This is a genomic window from Vibrio sp. MMH1-50 (genome assembly GCF_022347645.1).
GTDB classification, from domain to species: Bacteria; Pseudomonadota; Gammaproteobacteria; order Enterobacterales; family Vibrionaceae; genus Vibrio; species Vibrio harveyi.
In genome coordinates this window covers 126,986-153,843 of sequence record NZ_JAKRGG010000007.1, presented here as the reverse complement: position 1 = coordinate 153,843, position 26,858 = coordinate 126,986, and the positions used below count along the sequence as shown (strand labels likewise).

Here is a 26,858-nt window from a genome sequence, read left to right as displayed (position 1 = left end):
GAGAGGATGCCATGTTTAAGAAATCGCTTTTACTACTATTAGGTAGTTTGCCGTTCACCACCTTTGCTCACTCAGTTTCTGCAAATGACAACAACACGAACCTAGCTTTAGAGGACACCACCATGAAACACATCGAACTCAATACTCAAGTTGGTCAACTAGCTGCAAACCTTTACCTACCAAAAGGTGCGAAGAATGCCCCAGTTGTTATCGTGACGGGGGCGTGGACAACAGTGAAAGAGCAGATGCCGGCGGTTTATGCCCAAGCATTGGCAGAGCGAGATTACGCGGCATTGACGTTTGATTTCCGTGGTTGGGGTGAAAGCAGAGACCACGTGATGTACTTAGAAGACCCTGCACGTAAAACCGCAGACATTCGCGCAGTGATTGAAGCGATGAGTCAACTCGATGGCGTTGATGCATCACGCATCGGTGGTTTGGGTATCTGTGCATCGGCGGGTTACATGCTAGATGCGGTTGCCGGTAATGACAAAGTAAAAGCCGCGGCAGTGGTTGCTCCTTGGCTGCACGATAAAGCGATGGCGACTGAAATTTATGGCGGCGAAGAAAGCGCGAAAAACCTACTTGCAGCAGCGGAAGAGGCAGCACATTCATCGACTCCGGTTTACATCGAAGCGGCAAGCACAACCAATGAGAGCGCATTGATGTTCCAAGCGCCTTACTACACGGAGACTGACCGCGGTTTGATTCCTGAATATGACAACCAATACAACGTTGCATCATGGGCTGGTTGGTTGAACTACGACGCTCAAGCAAGCGCAGCAACACAAGATAAACCAGTGCTAATGGTGGCATCTGAAGCCATGGCTCTGCCTGCTGGTGCGCATCGTTACATCGAGAATGCTGGTAGCAACGTTAACGCAGTATGGTTATACGACATCAATCAATTCGATTTCTATGACCAGTCAGAAGCGGTAAAACTGGCTGTCGATGAAGTTGTCGAGCATTTCGAAGCGAACCTATAAGGAATCGTGTGATGAAGCTTAAACAACTATGGTTGCTGTTTGTCGGAGTGATTGCCATGAATGTGAATGCTCAAACCATGTCTTTGGACGAAGCGAAAATTCGTAGCAACATTAACAGCTTCTCGGCTTTGGCAGACCAAGGCGCATTTGAATACTTAGGTCGATTGTTCGCTCCAGAATTGACGGTGGATTACACCACGCTGTTTGGCGGTGAAGCCCAACAAGTCAAACGCCAAGATTTAATGCAGCAGTGGGCGGGATTCTTGCCTGGGTTTGATGCGACATTCCATGACTTGAGCAATCTGAACGTCTCTATTGATGGCGATAAGGCGAGTGCGACAGTGGATTTCACTGCAAGTCATTGGCTCGGTGAAGAGGGTTTTTGGGCGGTTTCGGGTGAATACGAGTTTGGTTTGCAACGGGCGGGCGATAACTGGCAAATCACTTCAGTGACACTGAATCGAAAATCAGAACAAGGTAGCCGAAATATCTTGGCAGACGCGCCTAAGCATGCAGCGCAGAACTTAAAAGTGCGCGAAGCACTGAAAGTGACGTACTAATAAACGCGTCAGAGCGTCACAAAGGCACCAATTGGTGCCTTTTTCTATTTGAGCTGTATCGTGTTTAGTTGCATAACTGATTGATTAATTGAGTGGTTTAAATAGGGTGGGAGAAAATTAAAAAGAAGGGTAGAAGAACGGATGTTTTTACTCATCGCAATACTTGCAGGGGTAGCGGCGTTAATTTGGTTTTATCGAGAAGGGCAAGTCATTGGCTTGAACCGGATCCTCGGCATACTTTATTTTATTACTTACGCTGTGGTGTATTTGTACATTCCACCATTTCTCGAAATGGGGCATCAATACATTGGCAAAACTTACGAGTTGATCCCCATTGCCTGCCTTTATGGCATTTTGCACCCAGATCCTGAGGAAGCAACGACTGAACAGAAGGCGATAAGCTTTTTTTCATGGTGTGGCTTGATCTTTATCAGCTGTTTCTTGTTGTATTTCAAAATGAATGTCTGGTGAGAAACTAAATACTAAGTTCAAGGAAGATAAATGAGTGCCAGTCACTACGTAAAAGAGCTACGCAGCAAAATAGGTAATCAAGTATTAATGATTCCGGGCGTTGCCGCTGTGATCCTTAATGAAAGCAACCAGGTTCTGTTGCAAAAGAAATCTGATGGCAGTTGGAGCTTACCAGCAGGCATGATTGAACCAGGAGAGTCACCTTCGCAAGCTGTGATTCGAGAAGTAAGAGAAGAAACCGGACTCGCGGTTGAAGTTGAACGTGTGCTTGGTGTTTTTGGTGGAGAGGGATTTGGTTTTGCTTATCCAAACGGAGACCAAGTTGAATACACAGTGATCATGTTTAAGTGTCAACAAACAGGACAGTTTGCAGAAGACTTAGATGAGGAGACGCTCGAGCTGGCTTGGTTCTCGAGATCAGATATGCCGACACTTGCTTTACCTTATCCTCTTGAGTGCTTATTTGCAGAAAACATCGAGCCATTAGTTTCGTAATAATCATCGAACTAGAATGTATTTATCCTGTTGATTTTGTGAGAAAGATTATTGAGGCATTGAATGAAAACTGTCAGTATCCAACATTCGATGCTGATTATTCATTTGGCGTCATTGGTTGTTATTTATAAGCAGAGAAAAAATATGTTTAAAAAAGCTCTAGTTCTAGCTCTTCCTGTTGTATTAGCAGGTTGTTCCGCACCTAAATATACGGCTGAGCCGATTGCGCAGTCGAATCAAAGCAAAGAAATCACCATCGTAAAAGATAATGCGACAAGAGCAGTGTTCTTAGATTCTTTGCAAGAATGGTGCTTAGACACTGCGCGTAAATGTACAGTGGTCAGTGATGGCACTGCACCTAAGGCAGATGAACTGACGCTAACCTATGTGTCTCGCTGGAGTTGGGACTTTAGAACCTTTATTGCGGATGCAAAGATTAACGCTTATAAAAATGACCAGAAAGTTGGTCAAGTTGAATTTAAAGCGCCAAACAATGGTAATTTGGACAAATTTGGTACAGATACCAAGCGTATCGAGTCGATGATTAAGATCTTATTTGGAGAGCAGACAATTAGCGATGCTCAACAGAAAATCAAATCTGGTGAAATCTAAATACACAGCTTAAGAACATAATGAAAGCTCGAAAGTAATGTCCTTCTTTTGAGCTTTATTTTTTGTGATATTTAAGCCTGAAAAGATGGTGCTATATGGAAATAGTTAAAGCCAATCTCAGCCATTTTGAAGCGTTTGAGCAGTATGTTGAAAAGTGTGCTCTGGCGGGAATGGAAATGTACATCATCGCCCAAAGCGACAGTGAAGCGTTGCTGAAAAAACGAATTGGATACGCGAAAGGCGAAGGCTTGCCGGAAGGTTGGACGCCGTCTTCGACATACTTCTGTATAGAGGAAGGGGTGATACTTGGTTCGATTCGGGTTCGTGATGGTAATAACGACTATCTTGAAAATGTGATAGGGCATATTGGTTACGAAACCGCGCCAGATGCTCAAGGCAAAGGCATCGCCACATTCATGTTGAATTGGGTGAAAGCCGAGGTTATAGAAGACAGCGCTATCGTTACTTGTGATGTGAACAATACCGCATCAAGGCGCGTGATCGAAAAGGCGGGTGGCGAGTTTCTCAATACATTTTATTCAGAACAAGACCAATACGAAGTGCGCCGCTATCGATTGTCGGCAGAGTAAATTCATTGAGATGAACAAACGCCCTCGTGAATGAGGGCGTTTGTTATTGAGAATGTTCCATTATGAAGTGAGAAATTAGAACTCATCCTCTTCAAAGCGTCCTGCGTTCTCTAGCCATAAACCATTGATGACACCAAAGGCGCAGGCGAGCAATACGCCAAGTACCCAACACATGTACCACATACTTGCCTCCTTAATAGAGCGATGAGCTGTTGCTGCGGATGTAGTTGTTATCCAAACGTCCGAACATTTTGTAGTAACACCATGCGGTGTAGCCCAGAATCACAGGCACAACGATGATGGCAACGATAGAGATAATGCCAAGCGTTTTCTCACTCGATGTGGCATCCCATAACGTTAAGCTGTGCGATGGGTTGATGCTTGACGGCATGATCATCGGAAACAAGGTGACGCCTGCCGTTAAGATGATGCAAGCAATCGCAATGCTCGACATGGTAAACGCCACCCCAGCACGGCGAGAGACGGTTGCCCAAAAGCACACGAGTAAGCTGGTTACCGCAGTGAAGGGAATCAGCCAAAGTTGTGGCATTTCGCTGAAGTTATGCAATAAATCACCAGCAATACTCACCACTTGTTTGTTGAGTGGGTTTGAAATGCCATCTTTTAGCATCGCGCCGATGATGATGTAACCGGATTGCGATGCCGCAAACAAACCACCGAACATAAATAACATCATGGTTGCACCCGCACCCCACAACGTGATGTTTTGTGCTCGTGCTCGTAGATCATGTTTTGTCTTCATTTGAAGGAAAGCAGCACCTTGCGTCACCACCATGGTCAAACTCACCAAGCCACACAGAATTGGGAATGGAGTGAGCAAGTCAAAGAACCCACCTTGATAATCGAGCATCAGCAAGTTGTTTAACTCGAACGGTACGCCAACCAACAAGTTACCGAAGCCAACCCCAAAGATAATCGGTGGAATAACACCGCTGATGAACAAGGCGATATCACACACATTGCGCCATTGCGGATTATCGATTTTAGCTCGGTAATCCATACCAATAGGGCGCAACCAAAGGGATGCGAGTACCAACAGCATGGCAATATAGAATCCGGAGAACGCTGCGGCGTATACCAAGGGCCATATCGCGAAGATGGCACCGCCAGCGGTGATCAGCCAAACTTGGTTGCCGTCCCAGTGCGGCGCGATAGCGTTAAGCATTACGCGGCGCTCTAGGTTCTTTTTCCCCATAACAGGGAGCAGCGCGGCTACCCCCATATCGAATCCGTCGGTGATGGTAAAACCAATCAACAGCACACCAACGATCGCCCAAGTAAATAGGCGTAGGTTTTCGTAATCAAACATAGTGCCTCCTTAGTGCTGATCAATCAGTTTGAATGTGTCGGATTGTTTGTCTTTTTTGTTGTTTTCTTCGTGGTGATAGCGACCCGTTTTAAGCACGCTTGGTCCACGTTTGGCAAACTTCACCATCAAGAACATTTCTACAATCAAGAACGTTGTGTAGAGTACATAAACAAAGCCGAGCGAAATCCAAATGTCACTTGGTGCGAGGTTAGATACCGCCATATTGACCGGAAGTACCTCACCAATTGCCCATGGTTGACGTCCGTATTCGGCAACGAACCAACCCGCTTCACAAGCAATGAAAGGCAATGGAATCGCCCATAGTGCTGCTCTCAATAGCCAAGGGCTCGAACCCAACTTTTTGCGGCAGACTTGGACGAAAGACAAACCGATAATCGCGAACATCAATACCCCACAAGCCACCATGATTCGGAAGCTCCAGAACAGAGGTGCTACTTGAGGAATCGTATCTTGCGCAGCTTGCTTGATTTGGCTTTCAGTCGCGTCGGTGACGTTCTCGGTGTATTTCTTCAATAGCAGACCGTAGCCGAGATCTTTCTTCATCTCATCGAATTGAGCGATGTTTTCAGGACTGTCGTTACCTGCGCGAAGTTCCTCTAGCATGCCGTAAGCTTGGATACCATCGCGGATGCGATCTTCGTTCTGCGCCATCAGATCGCGTAAGCCCATCACTGGCTCATCCAGCGAGCGAGTCGCGATGATCCCCATTAGATATGGAATCTTAATGGCGTAGTCGGTTTCCATGGTTTCTTGGTTTGGTAAGCCAAATAGCGTGAACGAGGCAGGTGCTTCTTCGGTGTGCCACTCGGACTCAATTGCCGCGAGTTTTACTTGTTGAACATCACCAAGCTCGTAACCCGATTCATCACCCAGCATCAATGTCGACACAATCGCAGCCATGCCAAATGCTGACGCCACTGCAAACGATCGGCGAGCGAAAGAGATATCTCGACCTTTGAGTAAGTAGTAAGCACTGATGCCCATTACAAACAAAGCACCTGTGGTATAACCGGCAGCCACGGTATGAACAAACTTAACTTGCGTGACGGGGTTAAACACCACATCAGCAAAGTTGATCATTTCCATTCTCATGGTCTGGTAGTTAAATTCTGCGCCGACAGGGTTTTGCATCCAGCCGTTTGCCATCAAAATCCACAAGCCAGAGAAGTTAGAACCCAGAGCCGTCAGCCAAGTGACCGACAAGTGTTGGCGTTTTGATAATCGATCCCAACCGAAGAAGAACATGCCGACTAAGGTGGATTCGAGGAAGAAGGCAATCAAGGCTTCGATGGCAAGCGGTGCCCCGAAAATATCACCCACATAGTGAGAGTAATACGCCCAGTTGGTACCAAATTGAAACTCCATGGTAAGACCGGTCGCCACGCCCACGGCAAAGTTAATCCCGAATAACTTACCCCAGAACTTGGTCATGTCCTTGTAGATGGTTTTCCCCGTCATGACGTACAAAGACTCCATAACAGCCAGCAAGAAAGACAAACCTATGGTCAGTGGGACGAATATAAAGTGATAGAGTGCGGTACTAGCGAACTGAAACCGCGACAGATCAACGACATCTGCAAACATAAGGACTCCTTCCCGCTACCAGAGTAGCGGGTTAGATAAGGTTATTATTAGTCTGTTTAATTAAGCGTTAAAGCTTGGGGCGCTTGAGTTACGCTTTTGCTGGTGTGCGAGAGAAAGGTTTTCTCAACCAGTAATCCAAGCTTACGTAGCGACCACCGCCGTAGAAGAACAGCACCAGCAACATCACAAAGTAGGTGGCTGCGAACTCCATACCGTTGTTGAGCATTACTGGGTCGCCCAATTCGGTGATGTAGTTGTATCGACCTGGGAAGTTGGTTGCTAACCATTCAATAAAGCCGTTCAAACGTACTGTTGCTTCCATGCCGCTGGTGGCGATGGCATCCCAACCGTGTTTCCAGTGCACCATTGCGCTCGCAACGCTCATCAAGAAAATCATCGGAATCGACATCACTCGGGTAAACAAACCCAAAGCGATACAAATACAGCCAAGCACTTCCGTACCTGCGGCAAGAAACGCTAACAACTCGGGAAATGGTAAGTTCAAACCTCCATCTGCGGTGGACGCGCCAAACCACGCGACGGTGCCAGAGAAGCCCAGCACCTTAGAGCGAGCGCCAACGAAAATGACCGGAATGAGGTAGAGACGAATCGCAAGCAACGCTAAGTAATCGTATCTTTTGCATTTCTCGACGAGACCGTCGAACCAATTGAGGGCTGACTTAATCATAATTTTTCTCCTGAAGGGCGGACGCTGACGAGTCCTAGTTCACTGAAGTGTTGAGCCCACTCCATGAAACTGAATCTGGCGAGTTGCTGAGCAATCATTTGTTGTAGTTGCGCCAGAGTCAGGTTTGGTTGCTGTTGTAATAGCTGAATCAATGCGACATCCACTTCTCTGAGCTTTTGCGATATCACATGATGTTGTGAGTTCCGAAACACGCCATAAAACACAGGGTGACGCCTTTGAGTTAGGAAAGTCACGGAGTCTTGATGCAGCAAGAAAGGCACTTCGAGCAGCCTTAATGTTGGGTTGAGTTGCAGCACTTGGTTCTCTTCTAGTATCGGATTCGATGAAGAAGTGAATGCCGCGACTAAGGTGTCAATTTCTACATTGAACGCCACCCATTCATATTCCAACAACGCCATCTGATCGGCAGAAATAGAGCTAGAGTCTTGATGCACTTTCTGCTGCAAAAATTGAACAAACTCGGTGGCAATATGATGAAACTCAGGCTCGGATGCGCCATGCATCACCACAAAGTCATCCACCATGCGCTCAAGTTGTTCATCAGCGAACTGCGAAGAAAATAGAGGGAACGTATTCGCAACGACACCCAAGATGTTGTCGCGGATAAATTCGCTATATCGACACAGCGCATGCTGATTCATAGGCGTGCGAATTAGAGCCGTTAGGGACTCGGTTTGCGCGCGCATTTTGCTCGGAGGATTAAGCATTGAGCACCTCCTTACACAACACTTCGAGTGTTTGACTGAAATCCAAGATCTCGCCATGAATGCTGCGAAGCTCTTCAGCCAGAACAAGCAACGACGGCACATTGTGGTCGCGCTCAAGCAGTAAAGGTTTGCTGCCATGCACCGAGTAGGTGTAACGAGCCAGATCAATCACTTCATCAGGCACTGGCTTTCCATGGGTATCGAGCAAGAAGTCATCACGCTCTTTCAAGTGACCCGCAATGTGGTAATAACGAATCGCGTCGCTTGGTAAAGTACTCAGCATGTCGTAAGGGCAGAAATGATGATTTCGGCTGTTGACGAACACATTGTTGATGTCGATAAGCAGCTCACATCCACTGCGGTCACTCACTTCAGCGATAAACTCGCCCTCTGGCATTTCATGTCCGTAATCGTGGTAGTAAGAGATATTCTCTAACGCCAATGGACGCTGAATAATGTCTTGCACGCGTTGAATGCGTTCGACCAAATACGGAATGTTCTCTTTATGTCGAGGGATCGGAAGCAGTTCATACAAATAGCCCTGATTGTCTCTAGAGAAACTCAGATGTTCGCTATAGATGTCGATATTAAATTCATCGAGAAAGCGTGCGACGTCTCGTACAAAAGACTCGTTTAACGGTTGGCAATCACCAATCGATAAGCTCAAGCCATGAGCGACAAGCGGATAATATTTCGCAATGTCTTGCAGCTGTTCACGTTTCAAGCCGCCAATATTCATCCAGTTTTCCGGTGCTAATTCGAGGAAATCGATATCTGGGTGCTCGGGCAACTGACACAGCAAGTCAACGTGTTCGCTGCGCAGCCCAATCCCTTTTGATGTATCGGTTATTGTCCGCATACGCCACCTGTTACTTTGCTTTTGGTGAGTTTGATGGTTTCTTCTGAAGGGTTAATACCTTCGCCAGTCACGCCACATTTGCCGTCACGAGCGCGTACCAAGCGACCTTGTGGATCGTTCTTTAGTTCTTGTTTCTCAAAGCGTTTCTCTGTACCACATTTACCAGCCGCACACTTACCGCCATGTTGAGAGCTGGATTGAGCCTCTACGGGAGCTTCTGTGGGTGCATCGGCAAACGCCATGCTTGAGTTCAAAGTAATGACAGACGTCATCGCGATAGATAGAGCAAGTTTATTGTTCATGAGACATCTCCTTCGCTGCGCTCATTGGGTAGCTAGATAAATCGTGACCAGCAATAACTTGACCGTGGTAGTACTCTTTAACGATCTTGATGGAAGCTGGTTTGAGTTTTAGACCTAAGCCCATCCAGTGGTTAAGCACCAAGAGTTTTGGATTCACTTCTGCGGCGATCTTGCCGACAACCGATGGCTTAGCGTGCATAAACGATGAGACTTCGTCGGCTTCTTCATGAATAGCTAATGGCATCAATAAGATGTCCGCACCTTTAGCGAAGTCGATGAAGTCAGGGTTACTGCCGTTTTGGTCAGCGGAAATCACCATCACGCCTTCGGCACTTTCGATTCGAAAAGCGAGACAAGGAACGTCGCCGTGTGGGATACCCAGTGCGTAAATGGTTAACCCATCTTGCTCGTACACCTTGGTGCCTTGGGAAGTTTTGTATGGCACATCGGTAATGGTGACAGGGAACAAGCCATCGCTGCCATCAAACAAACCGTTCAGATATGCGTACGCGCCTTCATCACCGTCGAAAAGCGCTTTCATGTAACCAGTCAAGCTAGGAAATGCAGAGCCCGCTTCTGGACCCGCGATATCGAGAGGATCTTCACGATCAAAGAAGTACCCCCCTTTTAGCAGGGCTGGAACGTCGGCAACGTGGTCGGTGTGAAAGTGACTTAAACCAAGGAAATCTAAGTCTTCCAGTTTGCCGCCCGCCTGCCCAAAACGCAGATAAACACCGCCACCGGCATCGATCATCACGCGTGATTTTCCTTTCCACCAAACCAGTTCACCAGACGAGGCACGAAGGTCATCAGAGATTGGTCCGCCAGAACCAAGAAGTTGCAAAGTAAAATCTTTGTCTAGCGGTTCGAGAGAGAGTGCGTAACTGTTGGCGGCTCCGAGAGATAACCCCAGAGCCAGCACTAACGCTTTTAAAGGCTGTTTCATATCAAATACCTATGAGTTTGATTTTTCTTATTTATTTCCTTTGGGTGAGCATCCAAAGAAGTGTTGAAGAGGCAGGAAAAACGATTTGTTTTTGATGTCCGTCAAAGCACGGGAATAAGATATCCAATATGAATGGTTAATTATATCTAGTAATTTTAAAGTTTCGTTCAGGTAAATTGAACGTTATTAGTTTGAGCTGAACAAGCATCAGAATGTAAAAAGGCACCGTGAAAGGTGCCTTTTATTTGTGTTTTGCAAGAACAATCAGGGCATGCATTGTCGCTTTACCATGAAACCGATAAGCTGTTTGGTATCTTGCCAAAATAGCAGTATTAGGAAGCGCATCATGGATCTCGATATCTACCAAGTGGACTCTTTCACCACCGAACCTTTCAAAGGAAACCCTGCTGGAGTCAGTCTCTCACAAGAACCGTTACCAGAAGCATTGATGTTCTCTATCGCTGAAGAAATGGCGGTATCAGAAACTGCTTTTCTCTGTCTGAAAGACATGCGACTGCGCTGGTTCACACCTAAGGTAGAAGTGGCGCTATGTGGTCATGGCACATTAGCCACAGCGCAAATCTTAAAAGAACAAGGATTAGCGAAGGTTGGCGATACCATTGCCTTTCAAACTCTCTCTGGTGAGCTTCATGCAAAAGTAAACGAGTCGACAATTGAGCTCGATTTTCCTTCGACTCAGCTTGAAATGGATGTTGAACAAGACGCTACGTTGCTAGCGGCACTTGGATTGAAAGCGGAGCAGGTGGTTTCTTACGCTCAGTTTGACAGCAAAGGCTTTATTGAAGTCGACAATGAAAAAACCGTGTTGGAACTCGAGCCTAACTTTGACGCATTAAAGAACATTCAAGGGCGTGGTGTGGTGGTAACTGCTCAATCGAATTCTCCGGATCTCGACTTTATCTCGCGTTACTTCGCCCCCTGGGTGGGCGTGAATGAAGATCCTGTCACAGGCTCAGCCCATTGCGCACTGACTCAGTTTTGGTCGCAAAAACTCGGTCAAAACCAGTTCCGCGCTTATCAAGCCTCAGCCCGCGGTGGCCATTTACAAACCGAATTGCTTGAAAACGGACGCATTAAACTGATTGGCTCTGCAAAGACGGTAATCAGCGGAAAACTAAAGGTATAACGCGATGAAACAATCCATTATCCATATTGCTTTGGTCGTAAAAGATTACGATGAAGCGATAGACTTTTATGTGAATAAGCTGAAGTTTGAGCTGATGGAAGATACGTACCAACCAGAACAAGATAAGCGCTGGGTTGTGGTTTCTCCACCGGGTTCTAATGGTGTGACATTATTGCTAGCCAAAGCGTCTAAGCCAGAGCAGCATGACTTCATCGGTAACCAAACTGGTGGACGTGTGTTCCTATTTTTAAACACCGATGACTTCTGGCGCGACTACAACCGAATGGTAGAGCAGGGCATTAAGTTTGTTCGCCCGCCAGCGGAGCAAGACTACGGCACTGTCGCCGTATTTGAAGATCTCTATGGCAACCTGTGGGACTTGCTAGAAATGAGTCCAAACCACCCAATGGCTGTGCGTTCATAGATTCGAACTCATCGATATTAAGAGCGTCTTTCGGGGCGCTCTTTTTGTTTCAAATGTCCGCCTCTTGCATTTTTTTCTTCTCTTCCCATTTCGCTTCACTTTGCCTATCAGCTTAATTCTCAAAATGAGAATGACATTTAAATCAATATAACTCTATGTTTTTAAATGAGGTAATTTCGGCATCATATTTGCGTTAACCCTCTACGACCAACGATTCAGTTGATGAGGGGAATAATATGAAAGCAGGGAAACTTATTGCGCTAACCAGTTGTTGCGTATCGATGTCCGGATACGCACTCACTACCAGTGATTTATCGTTCGAATCAGGCAGCGACAATTCAAATTACACCATCAAGGGTAAACCACTTGAGACCATTTCTATTGCGGATACTTTGCCTCAAGATACCCTGACGAATGTCTATTCGATGCTGCCAGAAGGTACTTACGTCAATACCGCATTTATCGCGCCGGACCGTTATTCTAATATCGACATCGATGATGAACTCAACGGTGCGGATTATGCGACAGCGTCTGTCACTTTTTTAAACGAAGGGGCTGGGTATCGTAATTCTCTCGGGTATTTTGTTTATGACACTGACAACCCGCCAGCAAGCAAAGACGATATTGTCACTCATATGGTTATCTTCCCGAACGCATCCAAAGCGCCTGATGGGGATATGCAAGAAGGGGACACGATTGAACTTGATGTTCAACTGACCGCAGGACAAACCTTAGCTTTCTTTGTTATTCCAAATGGTTGGAGTGCAAGTACTTACAATAACATTCCGTATCTTGGTCCCTGGAATACGCCTTTCTACAGTCTATCCAGCTTGAATCCAGAAACGACCGCTAATTACCGCCGCCATAACGTTGCGTTCTTGGATACCGAGAATGAATTTTTGGTGCTTGGTTTTGAAGACATTCGCCGTCCGAGTGGCGATAACGATTTCAACGACTTGATTTTTACCGTGGACATTACACCTTTCTCGGCGGTGGATGGTGTGAACACCGATGGCACTACCGATTCGAAATACGAAGTGTTGGTTCAAGAAAATGATCCGGAAGTCACAGTCACATCAGTTTACCCAAGCTCTGATACTTACGCGACGATGGCGTTCGAAGATCGCTGGCCGTTAATGGGTGACTACGACTTCAACGATGTGGTGTGGCGCTATCGTGTAACCGAACTTTTGAATGGTCAACGTGAATTAAAGACCATTACCGTCGATTACACCCTGCAAGCCATGGGAGCAGGCTATTCCAATGGTTTTGCCGTGAATCTCCCTAATGTGGATTCGTCCAACGTAGCATCAGTAACGGTGACCAAAAATGGTCAAGCGGTGGAACATACGGTGCTTCAATCTGGCAGTGAAACAGTGTTGGTGGTATCTGAGAACTTAAGAGCGGAACTGGATGCACTCGGCGTTTTGACATCAGGTTGTACTTATTATCGTACTCAGAGCAATTGTTTGAATCAGCAAGCGACCGATATTCTCAGCTACCAAATGGTGGTTGAACTGACCACGCCAGTCGCACGAGACCAAGTCGGCTACCCGCCTTATGACTCATTCATCTTTGCGGCAGAAGGCACGTACCACGGTGACTTTGTCGCAACCTTCCCGGGGATGACGTGGCAAACCCACCTTAAGTCGTTTTCTGGCACAAGCGAGATGAATAACGCTTTGTACAACTTGCATGACGATGACACGGGCGGTTCAGAATACTTCCTAACCAGTAACAATATGCCTTGGGCAATCAACATTCGTGATGAATGGGATCACCCAACCGAGAATACTGACATCAGCCACGCCTACACAGGATTCCCAACATGGGTAACCAGCAGTGGCGAAACGGATACTGATTGGTACAAGACGGCAGCCAGCGGCAAAGCTATCTCAGCAACGGAATAACAAGGAGCATCACATGAATACTTCGACAAAACTACTGACCATCATGTTTGCTTCAACCTTAGTCGCTGCTTGTGGAGGCGGGGGCGGCGGAGGTGGCGGTTCTTCTACGCCAGCACCAACACCTGTTGCTGACGAGGTTGATGATACGCAAGACATTGTGGCGCAGCGCGACTTTTCTTTTGATATTGGTGAGACGATTACTCTGTCCATGAACTACCAAGGCTCTGCTGATGGTGCATTACACCTCTATACTAAAGCGGCATTTACCACTGAGAATGGGGATGTGATCGCGGACCCTATGTCACGGATAACAACAGTCTACCCAACGCGAACCAGCCAGGTTGAGTTGGAGGTGAATGGTAATTGGACCAAGTTGTACGCACAATGGGTGCCAATGAGCGCTAGTGAATCTGAGAAGAACTGGGTGATTTCGTTGAATCAATCCAACAACAATTACCATCTCGATTTTTAATCCAAGATGTCGTTAATAAGCAAAGCGTGATTAAAGCCACGCTTTGTTTTTGATAAAAATCCTTCGCAACATTAGCGTGACCTATATCACCTATTGAACGAATCAGATAGAATGGCGGCCACTTTCAATATGCCCTTTTCTAACCGTATCTCGAAAGTGATTTAACAACTTGTTATTTAAAAGAAATTTCCTTCGAGGACGCCGCTATCATTAGTACAAACAATATCACCATGCAATTTGGTGCCGAGCCACTGTTCGAAAATATCTCTGCTAAATTTGGCAACGGCAACCGTTATGGTCTGATTGGCGCAAACGGCTGTGGTAAGTCGACATTTATGAAAATCCTGAGCGGAGCATTAGCGCCAAGCTCGGGCAACGTTTCTATTACTCCGGGGCTGAAACTTGGCGTATTGAGCCAAGATCAGTTTGCGTTTGAGCAATACAGTGTGATTGACGCTGTGATCATGGGCGATCGCAAGCTTTGGGAAGTGAAGCAGGAACGTGACCGCATCTATTCATTACCAGAAATGAGTGAAGAAGATGGTATGAAAGTCGCTGAGCTGGAAAGCGAATTCGCAGAAATGGACGGCTACACAGCAGAAAGCCGTGCTGGCGATATTTTGCTTCAAGCGGGTATTGAAGAAGAACTGCATTTTGGTTTGATGCAACAAGTTGCTCCGGGCTGGAAGCTGCGTGTGCTTTTGGCGCAAGCTCTGTTTGCTAACCCAGATATTTTGTTGCTCGACGAACCAACCAACAACTTGGATATTCACACCATCAACTGGTTGGCGGAAGAGCTGAACCAACGTAAGTGTACGATGATCATCATCTCGCACGACCGTCACTTCTTAAACTCTGTGTGTACTCACATGGCAGATATCGATTACGGCGAACTGCGCATTTACCCTGGCAACTATGAATACTTCCTTGAGGCGTCTGGTCTTCGTCGTGAGCAGTTATTGGCTTCTAACGCGAAGAAAACCGCTGAAATCAATGAACTTCAAGAATTCGTAAACCGTTTTGGTGCGAATGCATCGAAAGCGAAACAAGCCAGCTCTCGCGCGAAGAAGATGGAAAAAATCCAACTCGACGAAGTGAAAGCAAGTAGCCGTGTTAGCCCGTCGATTGATTTCGGTGAGGGTAAAAAACTGCATCGTTTAGCATTGGAACTGCAGGACCTTGGTCACTCGTTTGGTGATGAGCTGTTGTTTGAAAAAGGCAACTTGTTACTCGAAGCAGGCACTCGCCTTGCGATCATCGGTGAAAACGGTGTGGGTAAAACGACCTTGCTGCGTTGCCTAGTGAACGAACTAGAGCAAACTCAGGGCGTAGTAAAGTGGTCTGAAAACGCTTCGATTGGTTACTGCCCACAGGACAGCAGTGCAGACTTCGATAACGATCTGACCATCTTTGAGTGGATCTCTCAGTGGCGTACCGTGAAGCACAATGACCTAATGGTGCGTGGCATTCTAGGTCGCTTGTTGTTTACCGCTGATGATGCCAACAAAAAAGCGAAAAACTGCTCGGGTGGTGAGAAGAACCGCCTGCTGTTTGGTAAGCTAATGATGCAAGACATCAACGTTTTGGTTATGGATGAGCCAACCAACCACATGGATATGGAAGCGATTGAAGCGTTAAACAGCGCATTAAAAGACTACACTGGCACTTTGATCTTTGTTAGTCATGACCGTGAGTTTGTATCGTCATTGGCGACTTCAATCATTGATGTAAAAGACAAACAGTTGGTGAGTTTCCAAGGTACATTTGAAGAGTACATGGCACACCAACAAAAGGTGCTTAGCGCTGCGTAATCAAGCGCCGATCATCGTGAATAATTGGACGTAAAGTTCGTCTTTGAGACGACGAATACAACAGATTATTCGCAATAGTGATTTAATCTAAACCTAATAGAGGTAAGGTGGTGAGTACAACGCTCGCCACCCACAATTAAGGAGCCGTTCATGAGCCATGAATTTATGACCGACGAAGAACGTATTGAACTGCAGAAGAACAACCCTCTGCACGGTCTTAAATTAGAAGACATGTTGCAGCAGCTTGTTGACCATTACGGTTGGGAAATCCTCGACACAGCAATGCGTATGAACTGTTTCAATACTAAGCCAAGCATTGCGAGCAGTGTTAAATACCTGAAGAAAACAGAATGGGCTCGCGAGCGTGTAGAGAACTTCTACCTATACCGCTACAAGCGCATGCCAAAGGCGTCGGAATACGAATACAACCTACCACCACGCGCACGTACTTTCCGTCATGGATTGGAGCCGCGTGAGCCAATGGAGCTGACGGTTGAATCGATTCTGGCTTCACAAGCAAAGGCTGCGTCTGCGCACAAAGAGCGTTCAGCTAAGCAACGCTCAGATCGTGCTCGTTTTAACAACCGCCGTCGATAAACTTTCAGTTTTCTTGTTCTTGTAGGCTCGATGTCTAAGAGCAGGATGATTTTGATGAAAAGCCAAACTACCCAGTTTGGCTTTTTTATTGTCTTTTCTTCAGCTAAACCTTGTTATCAAGACCCTAGCTTGATAATCGAAGAATACATCTGCTGCGGATCTGACTGACGGCTGAATCGTGCTTGGAAGCTCTCCACCACATAATCAATAAAGGCACGTAACTTTTGCGATTGCTCTTTGTGGTAAGGGTAGACGATGTACAGCGCGTGCTTTTCCATCTGCCATTCAGGGGTAATCTCAACCAATTCACCTGAAGATAATTGAGGCTCAACAAAGAAGTCTGGCAACAACGCAACCCCATGTCCGGCACATGCCGCTTGGGTGAGTGCCAAACCGCTATTGACGGTGTAAACACTCGCAGGCAGATCAACTTCCAGTACCTCACTGCCATTTTGAAATGTCCAGCGGCGAGACGTTGAAGAGAGGCTATAGCTAAGTAGGCGATGGTTTATAACGTCACGTGGAGATTTAAACGGCTGCGACTCTTCAAGGTATTGAGGGGAAGCGCAAAGTACACGGCGGATATCCAATAGTTTACGCGAGCGTAGGCTAGAGTTACCCAATTCGCCTCCGCCACGAATGGCAATATCAACCCCTTGCTCAATCAAATCAATATGTTCATCACTCATCACCACTTCGATGGATAGCTCTGGATGCTGCTTCATAAACTCACAGATGATGGGATTCAGCTCAATCAACCCTAATGACATCGGCATGCTGATTTTGAGTGTGCCCTTTAATGTGTGGGAAGACTCAATCACTGAGCGGTCTGCGTTGTTGAGAGCATCGAGAACCTGACACACTTGCTGATAATAGAGCTGACCATTATCGGTAATGTGCAAGTTACGCGTCGTGCGGTTAATCAAAGGGCTTTTCAAATAGCTCTCTAACTCATTGATGTTTTTACTGATGGCGGCTTTTGAGAGATTTAAATCTTCTGCTGCCGCGACGAAGCTACCTAGCTCCACCACTCGACGAAATACGGTTAATGCTCTGATCTTATCCACGCATTAGTTTCCTCATGTTTTTATTGTTCACTAATGGTGAACTATATAGCCACTATTATAGTGTTTATTCACTGGTGGGAGTTAATTAATATCACCTCATTCACTGAGTGCCCGACATAAGTAGGGGCAAACGTAATTAGGATTCCACTATGAAAAAGATCGTCGCATTTACTGGTAGCAACAACAGCCAATCAATCCACAGCCTTTTAGTTCAAGCGTTGGCAAACCAAGCTAAACAAACAGAAGTAAACACCATTGACCTAAATGACTTTGAATTGCCAATGTACGGCTTGGACGTTGAAGGTCAGGGCATCCCAGAAAACGCACACAAACTGCGTGCAACGTTAAACGAATACGATGCGATCATCATTGCATCACCAGAGCACAACGGCTCAATGCCAGCATTCCTGAAAAATGCGATTGATTGGCTATCGCGTGTTGCACCCCAAGGTACGTCTTTCTTTGGTGACACCAAGAAGCCGGTTCTGCTAGTGAGCACATCTCCAGGTGCAAACGGCGGCGCAACTAACATCAAAACCATGGCTGAGTTGATGCCTTGGTGGGGTGGCGATGTAAAAGGCACATACAGTCTAGGCGGCTTCTACGACAAATTCCAAGATGGCGAATTTGATGTTGCGACCTTAGCGGAACTGAGTGAGCTAATGGTGTCTTTCGAGAAGTCTCTTTAAGTTATCTATACTCGCATGAGTAGTGATTCATCAGGGTAGCTAATCAAGAAAGGTAGGTAAGATATGGCGGTATTAGAACAAGGCGTTTGGTATCCAAACAAAGACGCAAGTGAGCTGACAGCAGAAGATCAATTCGCGTTACCAAGTCAGATCGAAGCAGGTCGCTATCACTTGTACATGTCGTTGGCTTGTCCATTTGCCCATCGCCCTTACTTAGTGATCAAGTACCTTGGTTTGGATGAGGTCATTTCCATCTCTTCCGTTGCTGCAAAGCGTTACAGCAATGGTTGGGAGTTTGATAGTGCACATCCTGATCCTCTGTACCGCGCGGATAATCTAGCGGCGTTGTATGCGAAAGCGAAAAGCGACTACACCGGACGCGTAACCGTCCCTTTACTGTGGGATAAGCAAAACCATGCGATTGTGGGTAATGATTCAGCCGCAATGGCAATGGACCTCGCTACGCGTTGGCTACCTTTGGCAAAACATCCGGTGGAGTTGGTACCAGCCGCATTGCGTGAAGAGATCGAAAGCCTAAATCGATGGCTTCATAGCAATGTGAATGGCAAGGTATATCAAGTCGGCTTTGCAACCACGCAAGCGCAATATGACCAAGCGAGTGAAACCTTGTTTGATGCGCTAGAGCAGCTGGATAAGCGTTTGGGGCAGTCGCGCTACTTGCATGGTGAAGACGTTACCCTATCAGACTTGTTCTTGCTGCCAACATTAGTGCGCTTCGAGGCGGTGTATGAAGTGCACTTCAAAGCCAACAAAAAGCCCCTAAAGGCGCACCAAAACTTGTATCGTTACATGCTGGATTTGGTTGTCGATGAACGCATTCGCAGCACAATCGATATTGATTACATGAAGCTGCATTACTTCTTCTCGCACAAGCACATCAACCCAAATGGGATTGTGCCTGCAGGACCTGAGATTGAGTGGATCTAATTCGAATCTAATAAAGAAAGCCGGAGATTACCTCCGGCTTTGTTTTTATAGCTGCGCCGTAATTTCCTCTATCTCTTGCTGCCATTGCTTTTGCATCGCTGGTTTTTGATGTTTGGGCTTTCGTCCTAAATCGGCTTCCAGCAAGCTTTCCAGTTCCAACAGTCTTTCCAGCATTTGCTCTTCGGATTGCTCATCAGACGCGGTGTTTGTTTCCATCGACATTACTTCATTGCAATGATGCGATATGGCTGATTTCGGTGCAGTATCAGTTACGCGTTGATACACATCTTCTGCGCTTAAATACTCCGTCAGTAAGCCATTTTCAATAAACCAGAATCGATTATAGCTTTGTTCTATAAGGCTTCGGTCGTGACTCACCAATAGGGCGGCACCTTCGAAGTTTTGCAAAGTTTCAATCAACTCCTCTTTGCCTTCCATATCCAAATGGTTGGTCGGTTCATCTAAAAACAACATGTGATAACGAGCGAGGGTTAAGCCCACAAACAGCAGCCTTGCTCGCTCTCCACCACTTAGACTGACGACTTTCTGTTCGTGTCTTGCGTACTCAAATCCTGCACCAATTAGTGAACGTTTTGCCTGTTCACTACTGATGCTGGCAAACGACTGCAACGCATCCGTGATGGATTGATGATCGTCGAGTTGCTTTAGGGATTGATCGTAGTAACCCAAGCGACAGCGATCGTGGAAAGTCACACTCTCATGTTGGTTGCCTAGGTCGGTTTGGATGGCTTCATACTGACGATAAAGCAGATTCAACAAAGTCGATTTACCGCAACCATTACTGCCTAGAACGGCAACTCGGTCGCCACTTTTCACGCGCATTTCTGCCATATCAAACAAGTGATAATCACTGTTTGGTGGCGTTACCGAGAAAGGCAAAACCTCTAACAGTCGATTTGCTGGCATTGATTCACCTTGAAGTTGTAGCGCCCACGGTGTGCCTTCTGTCAGTTCGGTTTGTTCTTCCTCTAAACGTTCTTTGCGCGCAAACATCGTCTTGGCTTTTCGAGCAAGATCTTCGTTGTCGTAGACTTTGCCCCAAGTTGCTAAACGCTTGGCGCTTTTTTCGATTCGGTCGATCTCTTTCTGCTCGCTGGCATGGCGAAGTTGATCGGTTTCATTTTTCTCTTTCAGTGCTTGTCTTGCTTGAGAACAAGGCAGAGAGAAATGATGCAGAGAGCGATCTCGCATGACCCAAGTGGTGTTGGTGACGCGATCGAGTAAGGTTTGATCGTGAGATACCAATACGAATGAGCCTTTCCAGTTTGATAGAAATTGCTCTAACCAAAGGAGCGATGGCAAGTCCAAGTGGTTACTCGGCTCATCCAGAAGCAGCAAGTCAGGCTGATGGATAATCGCACGTGCAAGCAGGAGTCGCATTTGCTGACCTCCGCTGCAATTCTCAACCGGCATGTGTCGTTCTGTGGTCGAAAATCCGAGTTCATCCAATAAGAGTTCGGCGCGCCAAATCTCATCATCGGATAAGGATTCCGCTAACGCATCTAAGACAGAATGTGTGCTTAAAGACTCAGGTAAATGCTGCTCAACATAACGCATCAAACATGAACTGGCTTTGGCAACCGTGCCTTGGCTTGGTTCAAATTGACCGCTAAGCAGTTTGAGTAGGGAGCTTTTACCACAGCCGTTATGACCGATAAGACCAATTTTGTCGCCACGATGAATCGTAAACGTTAGATCTTTGAATATTGGTGTTGCTGTGTGAGAAAGGGTTAATGATTGTGCAGTTAAAAAAGTACTCATAGTGTTCTCAAGAATTTTGGGCGTAAGACGCCGTTGTCATAGCTGACAATAATTCTTCGAGCTTGAGGGAAAGTACTCGGGTGACGTGTTTTCGTCGAAAGGTAATTATTCGCTCAAGTCGAGATTATCGCAGCGCGAAATCTGAAACTCTTGAGCGGTCCTTCATGCCATAAAAACGTGGGTTGATTGAACACCACAAAGACATAAATTCCTCCTTAATTTCGTTGTAAGTGTTGCTACTTTGGGTTGATAGATGCGCTAGATTCTAACCCTAAAAGTGGCAATGTACAGATAGCTTGATGAAAAAATGATGAGAGGATCACCAAGGTATCACGCGCTTTTAGCGATATAAGCTGAACTTCTTGGTCAATTCTCGAAGTGTTTCAGTCTCGCCGAACAAACAAATACCCAAGTATTCTAATTCAGCTTCCGGCGTGTTTTTGGTGGTTTGTTGTTGAACTTCAGAGCCGCCTTCTACCATGGTGTGAGTAAAATCGGAGAAGGGGATGCCTTTATCGAGTGCTTCTTGGCGAAGTTTTCTGATTTTGTTGGAGTTATCCGCTCTCAAGACGATAAACGGATAGTGGGAGATGTTTGGATGAACATTGCCGTCGAGGTCGCGATAGTCGGTGTAGACTGCGTCTCCATCAGAAAGTTGATTGGCAAGGCTTACACTCAAGTGTCCTAATACGTTAACGGCGCGTCCCACTTCGACTTTTTTACTGATTACGGCAACAAATCGTTTTTGGTTTTCGTTGGGAAGTTGATTCATGGAGGACCTCGTTTCTCTAGTAATCTGGCTATTGTTTAACTGTCTCCATTGTATTTCCTCGCACGCGCAATTTTGTTTCTAACATTGCTGTCGAAAAGCCAAGTTTGCAATAAACGAATGCTTTAATCGTTTTTCATGCAATAAGATTTCCCAAGTTTTCTAATAGACAAGGCACCAACGGACGGTAGGTGCCTTAAGCTGATGATGAACCGAGTTTTATTGTTTGTTTAGCTCTGCCGCAGTATCAACAAAGATGCCTTGGATGTCTTTCGCTTCACGCTCTGTTTGACCACCGTGTTTTAGGAACGCGCCGATGATCGCTGCGGTTTTTTGCTCTTTTGCGCGCTCTAAGAAGTAACGCAATTCTAGCTCTGCTCCTGCGTCTTCATCTTTGATAGAGGTTGCGATGATCTTTTTGTACATTACGATGTCACGCACTTCTAGTTGGCTAATCACGCCCAATGTTGCCGCCCCTGCGTTTTTAGAAAAGCATGGTGAGGTGAACAGTCTGGAGAAGTTGGAATCTTTACCCGCCACTATTTACGCCGCCCCAGGTTTGTTATTCGATAAATTCGGCTATCAAGATGAGCAAGGTAAACAACAGCATTTTCAGCTTAATGTCGCTTATAAAGTGAATGATGTGGAAATGTTGGCAAGAAGCGCAGCAGGAGGAAACACACTTGCTGTGGTGACCGCACAGATGGTTCAAGACGAAATCAAACAAGGCAAGCTAGTGCCGATCATGACGCACTTGAACATTGATGATTTCGGTACCTTTTACGCCGTGTACCCGCACCGAGATGCACCAATCAAAACCAAGTTATTTATCGACACACTCAAATCCATTGTGGGAGAAGAGACACCCATTTGGGAAAAGAACATCCCAAACTTCGATAAGATGTATGGGCGAGGGAAGTAGAGCTATTAAGCGACTAGGCTTCATCATATTAACCTAGACAAAAGAGGCTCGACGGAGCCTCTTTCACGTTGATTTTAAAGGCGAGTTTGAATCTAAACTAAAATGCGCTCAACTTGCTCAATAATAAACGCTTCTTCTAGTGCTTTACCTAACATCAACTGATGGTTTAGCAGTCCAAGCATTAGGGTATAAAGTGATTCTTTGTGTTGTGCTGAAACGTAGTTTTCTAGCATCGTCATGTACTTTTGATTCGCTAGTAACATGCATGGATCGGTAGCTACGTTTTCTTGCCCAATCACATCAATATAATCAGACACTAACTTCATCTCTTGGAAGAAACGCGGTGCCATCTGTTGGAAAATTAATACAAAGTTCTCTGCTTGTTGTTCAGGGTTAGCGCTTGTTGAGCTCGGTCTTCCTGCCAATATTTCTGCATCGAAGTTAACCATTGCCTCGGTAGCGGCTTTGAACAGTTCATCTTTACTTTTGTAGTAGTGATAGACCGCACTTTTACTCATGCCAAGCTGTTCACAAAGCTGTCTCATCCCAAGATTTTTGTAGCCAAATTCAAGAAATATACCTGTTGCTTTTAGCGCTATTTCTTCTCGTTTTTTATCGTGATCGACGATTTTAGGCATATTTTTCTCTTTTCGATGGTTAGCGTAATCACGGCAGTATATCACAAGATTCTTTTTTTAGACCAAGTGGGCAAGAAAGATCTTTACCTTGTGTTTGAATCGTACTAACTTAAAAAGACCAATTGGTCCAAATAAAGACTAAGGGACTCTTTGTCTTGTTCCTCTACCAAGAATAGGAAACATCGATATGAAAACGCAGCCTCGAATTTTAATTGTCGGTTCAACGGGTTATTTAGGATCGAATATTGTTGAATTTCTCATGGCGCAGCACGCCGAGTTTAAAGCGTTGGCGAGAAGCAAAACCAAGCTCCTTGCGATGGGCTTACAAGAGTCGCAGGCAGTAGAAGCTCAGGTGACTCACCCCGATGAGCTAAAAGGAGTTTGCGAGGGTGTGGACGTTGTTATCTCATGCTTGGGCATTACTCGTCAGCAAGATGGATTAGGTTATTTGGATGTCGACTACCAAGCAAACTTGAACTTACTCGAAGAAGCAGAGCGAGCAGGTGTTGGTAAATTCATTTATATCTCTGCGTTCAATGCTCAGAAATATCCTCAAGTTCGTCTGCTAGAGGCGAAAGAGCGCTTTGCGAGTCGACTTTTGCAATCAACAAAATTAACCCCTTGTGTGATTCGTCCGAATGGTTTTTTCTCTGATATTACCGAGGTGTACAACATGGCGAAATCGGGTCGAGTGTTTACTTTTGGCGATGGTGAAAACTTGCTTAACCCCATTCACGGAAAAGATTTGGCGAGATTTTGTGTTGAGGCTATCGATAGCACTGAAACGGAGATTAACGTAGGCGGACCGAATGTGTTTTCAGTAAACCAAATTGCTCAGCTTGCATTCAAATCTCAGAATAAGCCGGAGAAAAATACGCATTTGCCGGATTTGTTACGCAGAGCTGCTCTCGTAATAGTAAGCCACCTACCAGAGAAGTGGGGCGGTCCTGCTGAGTTCTTCCTGACCATGCTAGGTGGAGATAACATCGCGCCGACTTATGGGCATCATCGACTGGAAGACTACTTTCGCAAGCTCTCTGAAGAAGACAACAGCTGAATCAATTCATCGATTTAAACAGGACTCCACCCAAGTACTCAACCATGACTTTGGTCAGAAAGGGGGAGGTCATGTGCTTCATTGTCGATAAAGTAAACAATATCTGAATCGTTAGCAGGGAGCACTTCATGAACCAACGCCAATTACAGCAGCAAGTATTTGACTTAAGTGATCAAAACTTAATTGTCGGCAATGTGGATCAATGTCCATTGCCACCAGAAATCTTGGCGTTTACGACAGCGAACTCAGAGTATGTTGTCGAAACGTTTGAAAGTGGTTTGACGGCGCAGGTATTTCATATTCGTGTCGGCGGACGAGACTATACGCTCAAGAAAAAACGCCCACAGGCGAAAGTGCAAAACCCTGATGGTCAGTACTCCTTTCTGAATGAAGTTCAACGCCGTCTTGATTTTCAAACTCAAAAAGACAATCCGAATCTAGCTGAGGATTTTAAACACATTGTTGAGACTGTTTATGCTGATTATCGTTTAGGAATCATTGTTTCAGATTGGATTGAGGGTTCGCCTATTCAAGCCCTAACTGAGGACTTACTAAGGCAGTTATTCTCGACTCTATTTGTCTGTGAGCGAAGTGGATTGTTTGAATGGGATTTGTGTTCAGGGAACTTGCTGGTGGATAAACAAGGTCAGCTAAAGTTGTTCGATTTTGGTTATATGTATCGGTTTGACCCGTTAAGAGAGTTCAACAGCAATGGTATGCATGACCCTATGTTTGATGCTTGTGAGCGGTTTGAAACGCGCTTCTTCTCTGGTTGGTTATTGGAGCAAAATTATTCCCGAAAAGAGGCAGTGCAGCTATTCAAAAACGTGAAACAACAAGGCTTTAAGATGCTTGAATATAAGCGGGACTGGTTAGTTCAAAACTATGCCGTGCCAGAAATCGTAGAGCGAGTGCAAACGTCGATGGAAAAGATACAAACAGCGCTAAAATCTGATGCTGAGTTGGAACATCTTTTTACGCTTGAGATGTTTCGTTCGCATGTGCTCGATATTGAAGATGATTTGGATGGTAAGAGTTGCACGCCAAACACAATTAAACGTGTGCAGTTTGTTTTAGATATGCTGCAGCAACATTATGATTTGTTGGTTGAAGGAGGTGCGTTGTTTTATCAAAATGCCGCTAAGAGTAAAGCCGAACTGATTCAAACCTACCAAGAGAAACACGAATTGGTGCTGCAGTACCAACTTTAGTTTTCGGCGTCGAGAAAACAAAAAAGCACACGAGCGGTGTGCTTTTCCATTCCATAGTCTAGGCAGGTGCTAAGTGGCATTACTTCACTTGTTGCATCTCAGCCAAGCCACCCGCGTTATGAAGGTTGGTAAATCCTTGCGATTGTAGGTACTGATACGCTTGCCCTGAGCGATTACCGCTGCGGCAGTAGAGCACGATTTGCGTATCTTTCTCGACATTAGCAAAGTGTTTATCCAACTCTGAAAGCGGGAAGTTAACCGCGTTGTCTAAATGACCATCGGCAAATTCTTGTGGTGTACGCACATCGACAACCATTGCGCCTTGCTCAATCCATTGCCAACCCTGCACTGCACGTTCAGAAGCCAATACCGATGGCGCGCTGAAAGCTAAGCTCAAACAAGTGAATATGATCGGGAGTAGTTTTTTCATTGAGTTCCTTTCCTCAAGGTCAATTGCCCTAAATAGTCTTGACGAGGATTATACGTGTGATTATCAAACTTCGATGTGGCATTGGTCGAAATGTCGTAACTCAGCGTGTTATGACTTCAATCCTAACATGGCACCAAACACCAGTAAGCCAGCACCACAAGCTTGGTTCAACCTGCGTTTCACGCGCAGTAATAAGCTCTGTGATCGCGGTGAGGTAAACAAGATGGCAACCATAGAAAACCAAATCCCGTGCAGCGCAATCATGTAGACTCCGTAGCCTAAAGCTAAGTGCTGCGATGCTGCATTCGGGTCGATGACTTGGCTAAAGATACTTAAGAAAAACAACATGGTTTTTGGGTTAAGTACGTTGCACAAAAAGCCTTGGAAAAAGAACTGCCAAATGGAGATGCTTTCTTGTGTTTCCCCCTTTATCTTCTGCTGAGAATCAGCCCCAAAAATCCCTTTCAATCCGAGATAGATCAGATAAGCCGCACCTAAGTAGCGAATCAAGCTGAACAACCATTCGTTCTGTGAAATTAAGTAACTGATGCCAAGCAATGAATAGGTAATGTGCACCGAAATCGCAAGACTGATGCCCACGGCGCTCCAAATTCCGGCTTGTCTGCCCCTGTTGAGGCTGTTTCTAAGAACCAAGACAAAATCGGCTCCGGGACTGATGACAATGAGTATGCCTAATAAGGCAAGGCTGAAAAGCTCCATGGTGTTTCCTGTTTCTTTGTTGTTATGAATGGGGCAATTGTAGGTCGAGAGTTCGGAGACTATAATCGAAACAAATTCCGCTAAGTGTGAGA

General features: G+C 45.8%; 30 protein-coding genes and 2 pseudogenes. 17 read left to right on the top strand and 15 right to left on the bottom strand.

What is annotated here, in order from left to right; all coding sequences use genetic code 11:
- Nucleotides 1-11: 11 nt before the first annotated feature.
- From MHO32_RS08005 to MHO32_RS07980, 6 genes are all read left to right on the top strand, one after another.
- Complete coding sequence (locus MHO32_RS08005) at nt 12-986, top strand: alpha/beta hydrolase (protein WP_038899290.1); 975 nt, start codon at nt 12-14, stop codon at nt 984-986.
- Between the two features lie 11 nt (nt 987-997).
- The gene (locus MHO32_RS08000; RefSeq protein WP_239211113.1) at nt 998-1,546 is read left to right on the top strand and encodes a nuclear transport factor 2 family protein; all 549 of its coding nucleotides are present in this window, start codon (nt 998-1,000) and stop codon (nt 1,544-1,546) included.
- A gap of 141 nt (nt 1,547-1,687) precedes the next feature.
- The gene (locus tag MHO32_RS07995) at nt 1,688-2,017 is read left to right on the top strand and encodes a hypothetical protein (protein ID WP_005453130.1); all 330 of its coding nucleotides are present in this window, start codon (nt 1,688-1,690) and stop codon (nt 2,015-2,017) included.
- 30 nt (nt 2,018-2,047) lie between these two features.
- Nucleotides 2,048-2,512 (top strand): NUDIX domain-containing protein, encoded by a 465-nt coding sequence (locus MHO32_RS07990; protein WP_239211112.1) that lies wholly within the window; start codon nt 2,048-2,050, stop codon nt 2,510-2,512.
- A gap of 144 nt (nt 2,513-2,656) precedes the next feature.
- Complete coding sequence (locus MHO32_RS07985; protein WP_009697960.1) at nt 2,657-3,124, top strand: Sbal_3080 family lipoprotein; 468 nt, start codon at nt 2,657-2,659, stop codon at nt 3,122-3,124.
- A gap of 95 nt (nt 3,125-3,219) precedes the next feature.
- Complete coding sequence (locus tag MHO32_RS07980; RefSeq protein WP_009697959.1) at nt 3,220-3,714, top strand: GNAT family N-acetyltransferase; 495 nt, start codon at nt 3,220-3,222, stop codon at nt 3,712-3,714.
- Nucleotides 3,715-3,789: 75 nt separating this feature from the next.
- Here MHO32_RS07980 and cydX read toward each other — a convergent pair whose 3' ends face one another.
- The 8 genes from cydX to MHO32_RS07940 form a co-directional block, all read right to left on the bottom strand.
- Nucleotides 3,790-3,897 (bottom strand): cytochrome bd-I oxidase subunit CydX, encoded by a 108-nt coding sequence (gene cydX / locus MHO32_RS07975; RefSeq protein WP_005453120.1) that lies wholly within the window; start codon nt 3,895-3,897, stop codon nt 3,790-3,792.
- A gap of 10 nt (nt 3,898-3,907) precedes the next feature.
- The gene (gene cydB / locus MHO32_RS07970) at nt 3,908-5,044 is read right to left on the bottom strand and encodes a cytochrome d ubiquinol oxidase subunit II (protein WP_009701255.1); all 1,137 of its coding nucleotides are present in this window, start codon (nt 5,042-5,044) and stop codon (nt 3,908-3,910) included.
- A 9-nt stretch (nt 5,045-5,053) separates the two neighbouring features.
- Entirely contained in the window at nt 5,054-6,649 is a 1,596-nt protein-coding gene (locus MHO32_RS07965) for a cytochrome ubiquinol oxidase subunit I (RefSeq protein ID WP_239211111.1), read from the bottom strand.
- Between the two features lie 88 nt (nt 6,650-6,737).
- Nucleotides 6,738-7,337 carry an HvfX family Cu-binding RiPP maturation protein gene (locus tag MHO32_RS07960; RefSeq protein WP_045374304.1) on the bottom strand — a complete coding sequence of 200 codons (600 nt, stop codon included), beginning with the start codon at nt 7,335-7,337 and terminating at the stop codon, nt 6,738-6,740.
- The gene (locus tag MHO32_RS07955; RefSeq protein WP_085319608.1) at nt 7,334-8,065 is read right to left on the bottom strand and encodes an HvfC family peptide modification chaperone; all 732 of its coding nucleotides are present in this window, start codon (nt 8,063-8,065) and stop codon (nt 7,334-7,336) included. Before MHO32_RS07955 ends, MHO32_RS07960 begins: the two co-directional genes overlap by 4 nt.
- Nucleotides 8,058-8,924 (bottom strand): DUF692 domain-containing protein, encoded by an 867-nt coding sequence (locus tag MHO32_RS07950; RefSeq protein WP_010453176.1) that lies wholly within the window; start codon nt 8,922-8,924, stop codon nt 8,058-8,060. The genes MHO32_RS07955 and MHO32_RS07950 overlap by 8 nt, the downstream gene beginning before the upstream one ends.
- Nucleotides 8,912-9,226 carry a hypothetical protein gene (locus MHO32_RS07945; protein ID WP_009702264.1) on the bottom strand — a complete coding sequence of 105 codons (315 nt, stop codon included), beginning with the start codon at nt 9,224-9,226 and terminating at the stop codon, nt 8,912-8,914. Before MHO32_RS07945 ends, MHO32_RS07950 begins: the two co-directional genes overlap by 13 nt.
- Entirely contained in the window at nt 9,216-10,172 is a 957-nt protein-coding gene (locus MHO32_RS07940; protein WP_009702263.1) for an MBL fold metallo-hydrolase, read from the bottom strand. Before MHO32_RS07940 ends, MHO32_RS07945 begins: the two co-directional genes overlap by 11 nt.
- Before the next feature lie 346 nt (nt 10,173-10,518).
- On the opposite strand from MHO32_RS07940, the gene MHO32_RS07935 reads away from it, so the two are divergent.
- From MHO32_RS07935 to MHO32_RS07910, 6 genes are all read left to right on the top strand, one after another.
- Nucleotides 10,519-11,319 carry a PhzF family phenazine biosynthesis protein gene (locus tag MHO32_RS07935; RefSeq protein ID WP_239211108.1) on the top strand — a complete coding sequence of 267 codons (801 nt, stop codon included), beginning with the start codon at nt 10,519-10,521 and terminating at the stop codon, nt 11,317-11,319.
- A 4-nt stretch (nt 11,320-11,323) separates the two neighbouring features.
- Nucleotides 11,324-11,743 (top strand): VOC family protein, encoded by a 420-nt coding sequence (locus MHO32_RS07930; protein ID WP_239211106.1) that lies wholly within the window; start codon nt 11,324-11,326, stop codon nt 11,741-11,743.
- Nucleotides 11,744-11,979: 236 nt separating this feature from the next.
- Nucleotides 11,980-13,653: an LruC domain-containing protein gene (locus MHO32_RS07925; RefSeq protein ID WP_239211104.1), complete on the top strand. Its 1,674-nt coding sequence runs from the start codon at nt 11,980-11,982 to the stop codon at nt 13,651-13,653.
- Nucleotides 13,654-13,666: 13 nt separating this feature from the next.
- A complete protein-coding gene (locus MHO32_RS07920; RefSeq protein WP_009697950.1) occupies nt 13,667-14,125 on the top strand; it encodes a hypothetical protein in 459 nt (152 codons plus the stop codon).
- 206 nt (nt 14,126-14,331) lie between these two features.
- Nucleotides 14,332-15,936: an ABC-F family ATPase gene (locus MHO32_RS07915; protein WP_078609968.1), complete on the top strand. Its 1,605-nt coding sequence runs from the start codon at nt 14,332-14,334 to the stop codon at nt 15,934-15,936.
- Nucleotides 15,937-16,101: 165 nt separating this feature from the next.
- On the top strand, nt 16,102-16,533 hold the full coding sequence (locus MHO32_RS07910; protein WP_005436283.1) for a VF530 family DNA-binding protein: 432 nt from the start codon (nt 16,102-16,104) through the stop codon (nt 16,531-16,533).
- Nucleotides 16,534-16,649: 116 nt separating this feature from the next.
- On the opposite strand, the gene MHO32_RS07905 is transcribed toward MHO32_RS07910, so the two are convergent.
- Nucleotides 16,650-17,600: a LysR family transcriptional regulator gene (locus MHO32_RS07905; protein WP_239211102.1), complete on the bottom strand. Its 951-nt coding sequence runs from the start codon at nt 17,598-17,600 to the stop codon at nt 16,650-16,652.
- Nucleotides 17,601-17,749: 149 nt separating this feature from the next.
- On the opposite strand from MHO32_RS07905, the gene MHO32_RS07900 reads away from it, so the two are divergent.
- Complete coding sequence (locus tag MHO32_RS07900; protein WP_010646864.1) at nt 17,750-18,289, top strand: NADPH-dependent FMN reductase; 540 nt, start codon at nt 17,750-17,752, stop codon at nt 18,287-18,289.
- A gap of 63 nt (nt 18,290-18,352) precedes the next feature.
- On the top strand, nt 18,353-19,237 hold the full coding sequence (locus MHO32_RS07895; RefSeq protein ID WP_239211100.1) for a glutathione S-transferase C-terminal domain-containing protein: 885 nt from the start codon (nt 18,353-18,355) through the stop codon (nt 19,235-19,237).
- 45 nt (nt 19,238-19,282) lie between these two features.
- On the opposite strand, the gene MHO32_RS07890 is transcribed toward MHO32_RS07895, so the two are convergent.
- The 3 genes and pseudogenes from MHO32_RS07890 to MHO32_RS07880 form a co-directional block, all read right to left on the bottom strand.
- Nucleotides 19,283-21,019 (bottom strand): ABC-F family ATP-binding cassette domain-containing protein, encoded by a 1,737-nt coding sequence (locus MHO32_RS07890; protein ID WP_239211098.1) that lies wholly within the window; start codon nt 21,017-21,019, stop codon nt 19,283-19,285.
- A gap of 340 nt (nt 21,020-21,359) precedes the next feature.
- Nucleotides 21,360-21,791 carry a DUF2000 domain-containing protein gene (locus MHO32_RS07885; RefSeq protein ID WP_239211096.1) on the bottom strand — a complete coding sequence of 144 codons (432 nt, stop codon included), beginning with the start codon at nt 21,789-21,791 and terminating at the stop codon, nt 21,360-21,362.
- A gap of 216 nt (nt 21,792-22,007) precedes the next feature.
- A pseudogene (locus tag MHO32_RS07880) lies at nt 22,008-22,262 on the bottom strand (enoyl-CoA hydratase/isomerase family protein); the annotation flags it as partial.
- Between MHO32_RS07880 and MHO32_RS07875 the strand changes: the two are divergent.
- Nucleotides 22,255-22,710, top strand: a pseudogene (locus MHO32_RS07875) (LysR substrate-binding domain-containing protein); the annotation flags it as partial. The pseudogenes MHO32_RS07880 and MHO32_RS07875 overlap by 8 nt on opposite strands.
- 92 nt (nt 22,711-22,802) lie before the next feature.
- On the opposite strand, the gene MHO32_RS07870 reads toward MHO32_RS07875, so the two are convergent.
- Complete coding sequence (locus tag MHO32_RS07870) at nt 22,803-23,348, bottom strand: TetR/AcrR family transcriptional regulator (protein ID WP_017818455.1); 546 nt, start codon at nt 23,346-23,348, stop codon at nt 22,803-22,805.
- Nucleotides 23,349-23,535: 187 nt separating this feature from the next.
- On the opposite strand from MHO32_RS07870, the gene MHO32_RS07865 reads away from it, so the two are divergent.
- Together MHO32_RS07865 and MHO32_RS07860 are read left to right on the top strand one after the other, a co-directional pair.
- Complete coding sequence (locus MHO32_RS07865) at nt 23,536-24,405, top strand: SDR family oxidoreductase (RefSeq protein WP_017818456.1); 870 nt, start codon at nt 23,536-23,538, stop codon at nt 24,403-24,405.
- Nucleotides 24,406-24,533: 128 nt separating this feature from the next.
- Entirely contained in the window at nt 24,534-25,616 is a 1,083-nt protein-coding gene (locus MHO32_RS07860) for an AarF/UbiB family protein (RefSeq protein ID WP_239211095.1), read from the top strand.
- Nucleotides 25,617-25,695: 79 nt separating this feature from the next.
- Here MHO32_RS07860 and MHO32_RS07855 read toward each other — a convergent pair whose 3' ends face one another.
- Both MHO32_RS07855 and MHO32_RS07850 read right to left on the bottom strand, forming a co-directional pair.
- Nucleotides 25,696-26,046, bottom strand: a complete 351-nt coding sequence (locus tag MHO32_RS07855) for a rhodanese-like domain-containing protein (RefSeq protein WP_239211092.1) — start codon at nt 26,044-26,046, stop codon at nt 25,696-25,698.
- 108 nt (nt 26,047-26,154) lie between these two features.
- On the bottom strand, nt 26,155-26,766 hold the full coding sequence (locus tag MHO32_RS07850; protein ID WP_239211091.1) for a LysE family translocator: 612 nt from the start codon (nt 26,764-26,766) through the stop codon (nt 26,155-26,157).
- Nucleotides 26,767-26,858: the final 92 nt, after the last annotated feature.

Bases quoted from the DNA above. Each gene is read 5' to 3' on its own strand.
- MHO32_RS07990 (WP_239211112.1), top strand. From the start codon at position 2,048: ATGAGTGCCAGTCACTACGTAAAAGAGCTACGCAGCAAAATAGGTAAT.
- MHO32_RS07850 (WP_239211091.1), bottom strand. From the start codon at position 26,766: ATGGAGCTTTTCAGCCTTGCCTTATTAGGCATACTCATTGTCATCAGT.
- MHO32_RS07890 (WP_239211098.1), bottom strand. From the start codon at position 21,019: ATGAGTACTTTTTTAACTGCACAATCATTAACCCTTTCTCACACAGCA.
- MHO32_RS07865 (WP_017818456.1), top strand. From the start codon at position 23,536: ATGAAAACGCAGCCTCGAATTTTAATTGTCGGTTCAACGGGTTATTTA.
- MHO32_RS07920 (WP_009697950.1), top strand. From the start codon at position 13,667: ATGAATACTTCGACAAAACTACTGACCATCATGTTTGCTTCAACCTTA.
- MHO32_RS07960 (WP_045374304.1), bottom strand. From the start codon at position 7,337: ATGATTAAGTCAGCCCTCAATTGGTTCGACGGTCTCGTCGAGAAATGC.
- MHO32_RS07995 (WP_005453130.1), top strand. From the start codon at position 1,688: ATGTTTTTACTCATCGCAATACTTGCAGGGGTAGCGGCGTTAATTTGG.
- MHO32_RS07950 (WP_010453176.1), bottom strand. From the start codon at position 8,924: ATGCGGACAATAACCGATACATCAAAAGGGATTGGGCTGCGCAGCGAA.
- MHO32_RS07935 (WP_239211108.1), top strand. From the start codon at position 10,519: ATGGATCTCGATATCTACCAAGTGGACTCTTTCACCACCGAACCTTTC.
- MHO32_RS07955 (WP_085319608.1), bottom strand. From the start codon at position 8,065: ATGCTTAATCCTCCGAGCAAAATGCGCGCGCAAACCGAGTCCCTAACG.
- MHO32_RS07940 (WP_009702263.1), bottom strand. From the start codon at position 10,172: ATGAAACAGCCTTTAAAAGCGTTAGTGCTGGCTCTGGGGTTATCTCTC.
- MHO32_RS07885 (WP_239211096.1), bottom strand. From the start codon at position 21,791: ATGAATCAACTTCCCAACGAAAACCAAAAACGATTTGTTGCCGTAATC.
- cydB (WP_009701255.1), bottom strand. From the start codon at position 5,044: ATGTTTGATTACGAAAACCTACGCCTATTTACTTGGGCGATCGTTGGT.
- MHO32_RS08005 (WP_038899290.1), top strand. From the start codon at position 12: ATGTTTAAGAAATCGCTTTTACTACTATTAGGTAGTTTGCCGTTCACC.
- MHO32_RS07910 (WP_005436283.1), top strand. From the start codon at position 16,102: ATGACCGACGAAGAACGTATTGAACTGCAGAAGAACAACCCTCTGCAC.
- MHO32_RS07860 (WP_239211095.1), top strand. From the start codon at position 24,534: ATGAACCAACGCCAATTACAGCAGCAAGTATTTGACTTAAGTGATCAA.
- MHO32_RS07965 (WP_239211111.1), bottom strand. From the start codon at position 6,649: ATGTTTGCAGATGTCGTTGATCTGTCGCGGTTTCAGTTCGCTAGTACC.
- MHO32_RS07980 (WP_009697959.1), top strand. From the start codon at position 3,220: ATGGAAATAGTTAAAGCCAATCTCAGCCATTTTGAAGCGTTTGAGCAG.
- MHO32_RS07945 (WP_009702264.1), bottom strand. From the start codon at position 9,226: ATGAACAATAAACTTGCTCTATCTATCGCGATGACGTCTGTCATTACT.
- MHO32_RS07930 (WP_239211106.1), top strand. From the start codon at position 11,324: ATGAAACAATCCATTATCCATATTGCTTTGGTCGTAAAAGATTACGAT.
- cydX (WP_005453120.1), bottom strand. From the start codon at position 3,897: ATGTGGTACATGTGTTGGGTACTTGGCGTATTGCTCGCCTGCGCCTTT.
- MHO32_RS07895 (WP_239211100.1), top strand. From the start codon at position 18,353: ATGGCGGTATTAGAACAAGGCGTTTGGTATCCAAACAAAGACGCAAGT.
- MHO32_RS08000 (WP_239211113.1), top strand. From the start codon at position 998: ATGAAGCTTAAACAACTATGGTTGCTGTTTGTCGGAGTGATTGCCATG.
- MHO32_RS07855 (WP_239211092.1), bottom strand. From the start codon at position 26,046: ATGAAAAAACTACTCCCGATCATATTCACTTGTTTGAGCTTAGCTTTC.
- MHO32_RS07985 (WP_009697960.1), top strand. From the start codon at position 2,657: ATGTTTAAAAAAGCTCTAGTTCTAGCTCTTCCTGTTGTATTAGCAGGT.
- MHO32_RS07870 (WP_017818455.1), bottom strand. From the start codon at position 23,348: ATGCCTAAAATCGTCGATCACGATAAAAAACGAGAAGAAATAGCGCTA.
- MHO32_RS07925 (WP_239211104.1), top strand. From the start codon at position 11,980: ATGAAAGCAGGGAAACTTATTGCGCTAACCAGTTGTTGCGTATCGATG.
- MHO32_RS07900 (WP_010646864.1), top strand. From the start codon at position 17,750: ATGAAAAAGATCGTCGCATTTACTGGTAGCAACAACAGCCAATCAATC.